At 40.6% G+C, this 11,214-nt stretch carries 7 protein-coding genes; 3 read left to right on the forward strand and 4 right to left on the reverse strand.

All coding sequences use genetic code 11. From position 1 onward, the window contains the following. Positions 1–12: 12 nt before the first annotated feature. From EV200_RS05275 to EV200_RS05290, 4 genes are all read right to left on the reverse strand, one after another. Positions 13–1,635, reverse strand: coding sequence for a RagB/SusD family nutrient uptake outer membrane protein (locus tag EV200_RS05275; protein ID WP_132529924.1), 1,623 nt, complete (start codon positions 1,633–1,635; stop codon positions 13–15). A 23-nt stretch (positions 1,636–1,658) separates the two neighbouring features. Beyond that, the gene (locus tag EV200_RS05280; protein WP_165877867.1) at positions 1,659–4,811 is read right to left on the reverse strand and encodes a SusC/RagA family TonB-linked outer membrane protein; all 3,153 of its coding nucleotides are present in this window, start codon (positions 4,809–4,811) and stop codon (positions 1,659–1,661) included. Between the two features lie 69 nt (positions 4,812–4,880). After that, the gene (locus tag EV200_RS05285) at positions 4,881–6,302 is read right to left on the reverse strand and encodes a sugar porter family MFS transporter (protein WP_132529926.1); all 1,422 of its coding nucleotides are present in this window, start codon (positions 6,300–6,302) and stop codon (positions 4,881–4,883) included. A gap of 5 nt (positions 6,303–6,307) precedes the next feature. Next, positions 6,308–8,128, reverse strand: a complete 1,821-nt coding sequence (locus EV200_RS05290) for a class I mannose-6-phosphate isomerase (protein ID WP_208864510.1) — start codon at positions 8,126–8,128, stop codon at positions 6,308–6,310. A 392-nt stretch (positions 8,129–8,520) separates the two neighbouring features. Between EV200_RS05290 and EV200_RS05295 the strand changes: the two genes are divergently transcribed. The 3 genes from EV200_RS05295 (at position 8,521) to EV200_RS05305 (ending at position 11,188) form a co-directional block, all read left to right on the forward strand. Further along, a complete protein-coding gene (locus tag EV200_RS05295) occupies positions 8,521–9,255 on the forward strand; it encodes a GntR family transcriptional regulator (protein ID WP_132529928.1) in 735 nt (244 codons plus the stop codon). 284 nt (positions 9,256–9,539) lie between these two features. Then, the gene (locus EV200_RS05300; protein ID WP_132529930.1) at positions 9,540–10,148 is read left to right on the forward strand and encodes an RNA polymerase sigma factor; all 609 of its coding nucleotides are present in this window, start codon (positions 9,540–9,542) and stop codon (positions 10,146–10,148) included. A gap of 65 nt (positions 10,149–10,213) precedes the next feature. Beyond that, positions 10,214–11,188, forward strand: coding sequence for a FecR family protein (locus EV200_RS05305; RefSeq protein ID WP_132529932.1), 975 nt, complete (start codon positions 10,214–10,216; stop codon positions 11,186–11,188). Positions 11,189–11,214 lie beyond the last annotated feature (26 nt).

The raw sequence follows: 11,214 nt of genomic DNA on the forward strand, positions 1-11,214 counted from the left end.
TTGCTTGATATTTTAGTAACCAGGATTTTGAGTTAAGCTTTTGTTCAGGCTAATCTCACTTGAAGGAATTGCCCATAAATAATCTCTCTGTGGATTAAACTTGCGCTGCTGTGTGCGGATATAGCCATTGTCGATGTTTTGATCGGCAGCAAATTTGGCACCGTGGGCAAAACCATTCATCGTGGTTTCAGCCAGTTTCCACCGCCTTAAATCATCTACCCTTAATCCTTCCATGGCCATTTCTGCCCGGCGTTCTCTGCGGATCACATTGGTTAAATCGCCACCAGGAAAATTTAATGCAGCAGCATCGGTAAAGCCTGCTCTTGCTCGGAGCGCACCAATGGTTTTTGCCCAAACGGTGGCATCCATCTGCCCTAAGCTATTTTTGGCTTCTGCATAGGTAAGTAACACTTCAGCATATCTGAATAAATGCAGATTATTGCCCGACACGAAACTTGATAAAGCACTTGGATCGAAATATTTTCTCCAGTAATACGCTGTCGCAGATGCACTTTGCGAACCCGGTGAATATTCATCAAGCCCGGGCTGAACCGGATCGGTACCGGGTTTAATGTAAATGGTTTTGGTACTGTTATTCGGATTTACCCAGGTGTATCGATCATAAACAACGGTAGCCGTAAGTCGTGGATCACGGTTGATATACGGGTTACTTTCCACATATCCAGATCCTGCTTCCTTGATGCCTTTTCCGTTAAGCATTACATAATCGTCTACCAACTCTTGTGTGGGTGCCATGTTGCTCACCCGGCCGCCTACAGTTCTCGGAGCAAAATCCCAGAAATTCTGCCAGGTTCTGATGGTGGGTACATATTGCAGCGATAGAATGCTTTCATTATTGGTTTTGTTCGTAGCCGGATCACTAAACAATGCACTATAGCTTGGTGTAAGTGAGTAGGTTCCATAAGTTGCCTGGTTGTTGATCAGTTTCTCACAAACTGCGATCACTTCTGCCGTTTTATTTCCTTCATATAATAAAGTCCTCATTTGCAAAGCCAGTGCAGCACCTTTGGTGATTCTGCCATTTTCACTTTCAGGAAGCTGATCTTTACTCGGAAGATTAGGTATAGCACTTTCCAGCTGACTGATGATAAAAGCATTTACCGCAGCTTTGGATGTACGCGGAATCACCTGCGCTTCTTCAGGGCTCAGGTCATGATCAGGAAGCGGAACATCGCCATACCATTTGGTTAAGTTAAACAGTGCGAAAGCCCTCATAAACTGGTTTTCTGCTTTCATTCTGGCAATGGTAGCTGCCGGAAGTGTTTTATTCTGATCTACATTTTCAAGAAAAATATTTACCGATTTAATGGTGCGGTAATAACTGGCCCAATCGCCCTGGAATTTCCCGGTAAGAGATGTGGCGTTACCGCTGGCAATTAAATTCAGGTCTCCCGAGGGTGAATACGCATTATCTGAAAGTGCCTCTGGCTCAAAAAATAATGAACTGTTGTAAAGCAGACTATAATTATTGTTTAAGGCATTATTGACGTTTACATCAACCGTCCAGAATGTTAAATCTGAAAACCGGTCGGTTGGCGCAATATCCAGTTTTTTACAACCCGCAAAAGCAAGGATTGCGATGGCTGTCAGGAAGATTTTATTTAGGTGTTTCATTTTATTTATGCTAACCATGATCATTAAAAAGTTATATCCAATCCGGCACCGTAAAAGATAGGAAGCGGATATGAGCGGGCACTATTGGAGCCTGAACCTAGACTTACATTGTTTCCGAATTCTGAAGTTTCCGGGTCGATGAATTTAAGTTTACTGAGCGTGAACAAATTTTGCCCGATCAGCGAAACCCTGAAACGTTCGATACCAAATTTCTTTGAGACCGTTTGAGGCACAGTATAGCCAATGTTCACATTCTTTAACCGCACGTAAGCGGCATCATATTTATACAGATCTGATCCTGTACGCCAGTTATTGGTATTGGAAGGCGAGCCGATATTGGCGAAAATTGGGTAACGGGCATCCGGATTGCTGGGTGTCCAATGATCGGTCATGTGTTCATATACCGTTGCGCCGTATCCATAATGAAAAGGCTCAACCAATTCACCCCTTAGAAAAGTTTCACGTTTACCTACGCCCTGAATAAAGAGCTGAAGATCAAATCCTTTAACGGCTAGCCGATAAGTAAAACCGAAAGTATATCTCGGAAAAGGATTACCTAAAACGGTTTTATCATTGGCATCTATAATGCCATCGTTATTCAGGTCTTTAAATTTTACATCACCTGGTACGACCGGGTTCCCGGCAATTTTTGGAGAGTTGTTAATGTCTGCCTGATTTTGGAAAAAACCATTGGTTTCGTAACCATAATATTGGGTAATGGGTTCACCAATTCTTCTGATCAATTGAAATACATCCTGATTGATAATTTGTTCCGTAGCTCCACCTGATAACTGAAGCAATTTATTCTGGTTATCTGCAACATTTACGCTAAAACTTTGGGTTACATTTTCACCACGGAGGTTATAGGTTAAGGAAGCTTCCCAGCCTTTACTTCTTACTTTGGCTACGTTAAAATCTGGTGTTGCTGCACCAAAAATGGCCGGAATATCTTGTCTGGGTTGTAAAATATCTCTGGTTACCTTATTGAAATAATCAAAAGATGCAGTTAAGCGGTTATCAAAAAAGGCAGCATCGATACCAATATTTAAGGTTGAAGCCTTTTCCCAGGTTAAATCTCTATTGGATAAAAGCGTACCCGCACCACCAACGGGCACATTGTTAAATCCATAAGCACTGGCGTAATTGAAATAGGTTGTCTGGTATTGAAAATTACCCACATTCTGGTTCCCCAATACGCCATATGATGCGCGAAGTTTCAGATTGCTCACCGTGTTTTTAACAGATTCCATAAAGGATTCCTGCGTAATGATCCAGCCGGCACTTACCGACGGGAAAAAGCTTCCGCGATTGCCTTTGGCGAATTTTGAAGAAGCATCATACCTGGCTGTAGCTTCAAACAGGTATTTATCCTGGTAAGCGTAATTTGCTCTCCCGAACAGGGAAAGTAAACTGTTAGAGTTGATGGCCAAACTGTTGCTCGAATTGATGGGATCAACCAGTGTTCCGGTAGTTGGTGTACCCAACAACTGATCCGTGAGTGTTTTCTGCAATTGAAATCCACGTTGAGAGAAGTTTTCACTGGATGCGCCCAGCTGTACTTTAAAATCATGTGCCGCTATTTTCTTACCATACTCCAGATATAACTTTGTATTGAAAAGCTGCGATTTGCTGTTTCCATCTAATACGGAACGGTCATCACCATAAACGCCTGAGGGTAAAAAATTAACCTGTGTACGGCGGAAAAATGTTCCGTTATTTTGTAAGGTTCCGCCAAATTCGCCTGTAAGTTTCAGGTCATTGGTAATGCTGAACTGTCCGTTGAATGCACCAAAAATTTCATCGTTATCTGCCTGATTATAACCACCTTTTTCTAAAACACCATATTCATTGTATTGAGAAGCTACAGGGTTGGTTAAATAATTACCATTTTCATCCTGCCAGTTGTAATTTAAAGGAACACGGTTAGCATCAGCAAAAATGTTATTGTCGCCCACGCTATTGGTTTTGTTCCGGGTTTTGGTGTAAAGGAGAATAAAATTAGTTTTTAACTTTCCGATTACGTTGCTTTGATTTAAGCGTAAATTGTATTTCTGATAGCCAAAATCAGGTCCATCTCCACCATTACCTATAAAATTACTCCCCTGATCCTGGTAACCTGCAGAAACATAAAAGGAACTTTTCTCTCCCCCGCCAACAATGCTAAAGTTATGCGATTGCTGTGGTGCAGTACGTAAAAGGTGATCAATATCCCAGGTACCATTTCCCTGATCTTTCAGTTGCTGAATCTGATCTGGTGTATAAGCCGGACTCAGTCCAGAATTAACCAGCGATTCATTTTTATAGTAAGCGTTTTCCCACGCCGGAACTTTTTTAACCAGCACATTGGCATCCTGGATTCCATAACTTCCATTATAGGAGACAGCTGTTTTTTGATTGAGCTTTCCACCTTTAGTGGTCACCAATATTACGCCATTTGCCGCTCTTGAACCATAAATGGCTGCTGAACCTGCATCTTTTAATACGGTTACACTGGCAATATCATTCGGATTTAGCGTATTTAAATTCCCACCCACAATTCCATCAACCACCACCAACGGTGTATTATCACCCAAAGTACCTACGCCACGGATATTTACCGTTACGTTACTTCCCGGATTTAACGAACTTTGCTGAATAATTAAATTCGGCGATTCTCCCTGAAGGGCCTGATAAACATTGAGTACAGGTTTATTCTCTATATTTTTAGCATCGATGGTGTTAATTGCACCGGTTACCGAAACCCTTTTCTGAACGCCATAACCCACAACCACCACATCTTCTAATTCATTATTTCCGTCGGCATTCATTTGAACATTGATCGCGGTACGACCACCAATCGCTATCTCCTGACTTACATATCCTAAATAAGAAAAAGTAAGGCTGCTATTTGCCAAGTTATCCGGAACGGAAAGGCTGTAAAGCCCATTGGCATCGGTTACGGCACCAACTGCAGTACCTTTAATTTGTACACTTACACCGGGAAGTCCGAGGCCTTTTTCATCAACAACTTTTCCTTTCACGGTAATATTAACCATGGCCAGGCGATTTGTGGAAACAGGTACCGTTGCTGCTAAAAGAAAATGAGGGAAAAATGCAATCAAAACGACTGCAATAGGTACGAATGGCCAGAGCGGCAATCGCTTCAATTTTTTAAGTTGGTAAAGTTTAAGTCTCATAACATTTGGATAGGTTAAGATGCCTTCGCATCTGGATAATTTGGTTAGTTTTTTATGAATGGGTATTGGTTATTTTACGTTGTTGGCATGATCGGCCTGCCAATGCGCATCTATTTCTTCGAGCGATCGGCCTTTGGTTTCAGGAATCAGTTTCCAGGTGAGGTATAGTGCCGGAGAACAGCAAATGGCAAAAATCCAGAAAGTCCAGGCAGAGCCGAGCCCTTCCAACATTAAAGGCGTGAGTTGTCCGACAAAGAAATTTCCGATCCAGAGCGTAAGTGTTGCCAAAGACATCGCCTTGCCCCTGATGCCGTTGGGAAAGATCTCTCCGATCACCACCCAACAAACCGGACCAAAAGAAAAAGCAAAACAGGCAATGAAAGCTAAAATAAAAATCAAGATCCATGGACCTGAAATTATTCCTGCCTGAAAAAGGATACCAATAATTACCAGTGATAAAACGGCACCACCAATCCCGACGTAGAGCAAGGGTTTCCTCCCCCATTTATCGACGGTAAAAATGGCCACAAAAGTAAAGATCACATTAATCAGACCTATGGTGACCTGTCCGCCTAAGGCATTATTTAAAGTAAAACCTGCCTGTTCTAAAATCCTCGGGCCATAATAGATCACAGCATTAATCCCGCAAACCTGCGACAAGAAAGGCAATAACAGTCCGATCCATAAGGCTTTACGGTATACTGGTTTAAAAAGTGTTTTGAGCGAGGCATCTTCTTCCGTTTCATTTTGAGATAAAAAGGCATTTACTTCTTTATTGGCCGCCTGTTCTCCATCTATTTTGATCAGAATACTTTTAGCCCGTGCCGTTTGGCCTTTGGTTAATAACCATCTTGGCGACTCCGGAACCAGGAACAACGATAATAAGAAGATTAAGGCTGGTACGCCTCCCAGGCCGAGCATTGCTCGCCATACTTCTGCAGAAAATATTTTTTCGGCCTGGCCTCCGGCAAAATGATCACCGGCATGACTGGCCAGAAATGCATTGCTGAAATACGCAGCCACTATCCCAATGGTTAGTGCCAACTGATAGAGCGAAACCATGGTTCCACGAAGTCTGGATGGTGCAAATTCTGAGATGTAAAGCGGAGAAACCATTGAGGCCACGCCAATCCCTACCCCACCAACAAGTCGGAAAACGATCAGCATAGAAAAACTGCTGGCATACATACAGCCGAGGGCAGAGACGAGGAATAGAAATGCAGATAGAATCAAAACGATTTTTCTGCCATAATGATCGCTGAGTTTCCCGGAGATACTTACGCCGATGATGCAGCCCAAAAGGGCACAGCTCACAAACCATCCTTCGCTTACGGCGTTGAGTCCAAAATCGCCTTTCACCAAACTAATGGTTCCGGAAATTACCGCGGTATCAAAACCGAAAAGAAACCCACCCAGGGCGGCAACCAGGCAAACGAGGTATAAATAAGTTTTGCTGTTTTTAACAGCGATATATTGGTTAGTGCTATTCATGAGGCTTATTTTAAGAATGCTTTAATCACTTTTGCCCCTTCTGCACTCTGGTTGATGATTTTATAACTTCCTGCGGCTGCCGGAATCACGAATGTTTCGGCAAAAGGAAAGGTCATTATGGTGCCATCCGCAGATTCAACAGTAATGGCTGTTCCTTCTACCAGCATTAGTACGTGGCAAACATTTTCTGTTTCGACTTCAATTTCCTGATCAAATTCCAGTCGGTGAACATCATAAAAATGATCCTGATGGGTAGGTAAATGATAGCAAGTCATATCATCACGTTCGAAAAGCACAGAAGGCTTAGCAATTAATTCCTGCTTTACTTTATCTCCCTTTCTACTGAAATCGAGATTTTTAAAAGCGTGATCGATATTAATCGGACGAGGTTTTCCATTTAAATCCAACCTTACCCAATCGTACATTTTAAAGGTAAAAATGTAGGGTGTGGCACTAATTTCGAGCACCAGATTTTCTGCTCCGGCACTATGAACGGTTCCGTTTGGAATTAAAAACAAATCATGCTTTTTGGCTTGGTGAACCTGAACGTATTTTTCAATGTCGATTTCCTGATTGTTGAGATTGCTGTTTTCTAAGGTTTCTCTGAATTCAACTGCATCAATATCTTTCTGAAAACCGAGGTAAACAGTAGCGTCATCTTTACAGTCTAAAATATAATAGGTTTCATCCTGCGTGATGTTTTCACCGAATTCATTTTGGATATATTCCAGGCTTGGATGGCATTGAATGGAAAGATTTCCACCATCAAAAGTATCAAGAAAGTCGAATCGTATCGGAAATTCATCGCCAAACTGTGCTGCATGCTTGCCCAAAACATTTTTGTTATGGGTAAACATCAGTGCATCAAAAGATACTTCTAAAAGCCAGCCATCGCTTTCGAAAACAATGCCGTTTTCTGGCACAATCAGCTCAAACGACCATGCATAATTCACCTCATTCTGATCGAGTTGAGGCATGTGGTCTTTCATCCATTGCCCACCCCATGCGCCGGGAGCAAACCACGGACGGGCACGAAAAACGGACGATGACATTTTAGTCAGGCCATTACGAAGATCTTTACCATGAGCCCAATTCACTTCATCTTCCCACTGTGCATCCACAAAAACATCAAGGGTATGGATCAGTTCCTTTTTATGTTGATTTAACACTACCCAATCCACAAAATAAAAACGTTTGTACATTTCCATTTGCCCTTCAGGTTGCTTCATGCCCAGATTGCAGATGGAACCTGCGCTCATTCTATGTTGAAGTTCATTTTTTGGCAGGTCTACATAGATTAAACTGGCATTCCAGCTTGCTAACGAAGCACCACAGCCGATGACCATGTTAATATCAGCAGTTGAATCTTTTTGTACTTCATTTAAAGCAGCAGTGTCAAAATAATCCGAAAGCGTTAATGTTGTTTTCCTGCCCCAAACCGAATCTTCTGCGCCAAGAAAAGGGGCTATCATGGCATTTAATTCCGCTTCGCTTTTAAAAAATGAAGCCGTATCGATGATGTTTACAGAAAGTTGTCTCGAACTCAGTTCCTGAGTTAATGCGGTGATCAGGCGATTCCAGAATACTCCCACAAAACCGTCAATCGCAACCGTTTTTTGTTCAACGATGTAATCGCAAAGCGATGAATAGCCATCGAATATTTTTTGATCGCCAAGTGGATAATAAGGATAAATATCATAACCCTGCGGCTGATTGATTTTGTTGATATGGCGGGGCATAATCTCCTGCCTTGTTTTTCTCATTGGTTCTTCTATAGACATCACTAGATTGAAAATGTGGTATGGATTAATTGGATTGTCTTTCATGCTAAATTTTGTATGTACATAAAAGCTATATTCAACATTATATTTTTTTTATTTGCGATAAGATAAAGGCAAGTAATGGATAAACTTTATTTTCAAACCGAACCTACGAAGCAACATACTATTGCCCAATAGCATAACAAAGGCTCCTATAAGTATAAAATATGGGATGATCATCTTTCAGGTAAATTTGAAATTAAAAATTTGGCTAGAACACACATTCAATAGTATGTATATACAAATGTATTATTTAAAAATTAATTCACAAATATTTTATGCGTTAATTTTAAAGATCTATTAGTTTTGACATTAGCTCTTCGCCTGATTTGCTTACAAGGAAGTTTATGTACAGACATGCGCTTATAAGCTATTTTTTTTTTATCATTGTGATGATTATGAAACTTAAAATCGATCATAAAAGTCAAATTCCTTTACACATTCAGGCAGAAGAACTGCTGAGGAGGTTAATAGAATCTCCTGAGTATATTGATGGAAAATTATTACCCAATGAAGTAGAACTTTCCAAAATCCTCAGCATTTCCCGCACCACGCTTCGCCAGTCTATCAACAAATTGGTTTATGATGGTTTGCTCACCAGAAAAAAGGGGGTTGGCACCCGGGTGGTGGAATCAAAATCGTTAAGCTCAAAATCTAAAAACTGGATGAGCTTCTCGCAGGAAATGAGCGCAAGGGGAATTCCGATCAAAAATTTCGAATTACATGTAAGCTGGGTACTGCCAGAAAAGCGAATCGCCAGCTTTTTTGGAATAAAAGAAGACAAAAAAATACTGAAATTGGTAAGACTCAGAGGGCGACCTGAAGGACCATTCGTTTATTTCGAATCCTATTTCCATCCTTTAGTTGGCCTCACCGGAGAAGAAGATTATAAAGCCCCCCTGTATGAGATGCTGGAAAAAGCCCACGGCATTATCGCCATGGTTTCGAAAGAAGAAATCAGTGCATTACTGGCAGATGAATTTATTGCCGAAAAATTAGAAACACCAATTGGTGCGGCGATATTGTTTCGTAAGAGATTTGTGTACGACATCAACGAAAAACCAATAGAATACAATCTCGGTTATTACAAAGCAGATAGTTTTGTTTATACGGTAGAAAGCCGAAGAGAATAGCACTTCTGTTCCAGGCTTTTATTTTTAACTCAACAGCATTTTATATCAATCTGTCACAAAATTTATAAAGATCTTTTGCCCGCTCTTTGCCGCGGAGGCATGGTAATTTTTCACAGTTAATATTGTTTTTAGCGGTGTTCAAGGATGCTGCGCATTTTGGAGCACCAAATTTATTCCTTTGGATAGACTGATGCTATCTTTTTAATCAACATCACAATTTCGATACACAGCTTACCTTAATTTAATATGGAATTCATACTGGCCAAGTAATTTTGCTGCTGTTTATGACCCTTTCATCAGATAGTAGTTTATTTACACTAATCAAAGCGGGCAATCACCTCGCTTATGCCAAATTGATAGATCTTTATTGGGAAGAACTATACCGACATATTTTTAAAAAAATTAAAAATTCAGACGATGCGAAGGATATCGTTCAAGACATTTTTTTAAGTCTTTGGAAAAACCGCCTGAACATTGTTGTTAATGAAAGTGATAGCCTGGCCCCTTATTTATTCAGATCGGCAAAATACGCCATCATCAATCATTTTTCCAGACCTGGAATAACCATTGCCGATGAGCAGGCATTATCTGCAGCATTACAAGCGCCATCAGCCATAAAAACTGATGATCTCCTACTGATCGGTGAACTTCAAAAACTGGTAGAAAATGAAATTAGTCAACTTCCTGAAAGGTTACAGGTACCATACCGTTTAAGCCGGGAACAGGATCTTCCGGTTAGGGAAATTGCAGAAAAACTATCTTTGTCCGAACAAACTGTTAAAAATAATATCAGTGCAGCTTTAAGTGCAATCCGCTTTAAGTTAGGAAAATATAATGCCGAAGGAACCATTGTTCATATCCTGGCCATGGCCACATTACTTCACCACAAATAAATTAATGTAACGTTAACTTTCTCTTAAAGTACTTTCCTGCCTCAGCTGTGATCTCTTTAGTAACGATGTCACAACACAAAAATCAAAAAGCATTAAAATCGGTACTTAAAAAATACCTTAATGAAAAAGCAAGTCCGAAAGAATGTGAGGCTGTAAATCTTTGGTATGAAGAATTAGGTAAAGAAACAGAAACAGTTGCTCATTTGAACCAGGCAGACGCCATCAATAATTTAGGCAGAGCCATCAAAAGCAACTTGCTTCAGAAAACCTCAGCGCAAAGAAAAAGCAAATTGCAGTTGCACCATATCAAGTATGCTGCACTATTCTTAGTAGTCCTCAGCGCCGGGCTTATTTTTTATCAGCACTATTCTGCTGGCAAAATCCCTGAATCAGCGCTCACTTTTAAATCAGGCAATCTGGCAGCTAAAGAAATCACTTTAAAAGATGGCTCTGTAATACTATTAAATGTAGGCAGTGAATTAATTGTTGCCAAAAACTTTGGCCTGCACGAAAGAAATGTATCCTTAAAAGGTGAAGCCTTTTTTAAAATATCAAAAGATAAGCGAAAGCCATTTATCATCAAATCCGGCACACTTAAAACCACAGTTGTAGGCACGTCATTCAACATCAATGCCTACCCGGATTTGGATAAAATTAAAATCGCTGTGGCAAGCGGAAAAGTAAAGGTTAGTAAAACCACTTCAAATGGCGAACAAAACCTGGCTAATGGCATGACTAAGGATGCCAGCTTAACCTTTGAAAAATCTACCGGAAAAACGACACTAAAAACTGAAGATGCGGCATTGATTGCTTCATGGAAAGACAATAAACTTTACATCGATAATGCAACGATAAGTGAAATTGCGAAGCAGTTGGAAAGATACTATCACCTTAAGGTGGTTTATAACCGAAACATTGATAAAGGCAAAAGATATACGATCCGTTTCAACCAGGAACCGGCAAACAGGGTAATGGAAATCCTATCCATCCTTACCAAAACCAAATTTACCTACCAAACCAATCAAATCACCATAAAATGAAGATTATGTAACAGGTATAAAATAAA

This window comes from Pedobacter psychrotolerans (assembly GCF_004340665.1).
Lineage (GTDB): Bacteria > Bacteroidota > Bacteroidia > Sphingobacteriales > Sphingobacteriaceae > Pedobacter > Pedobacter psychrotolerans.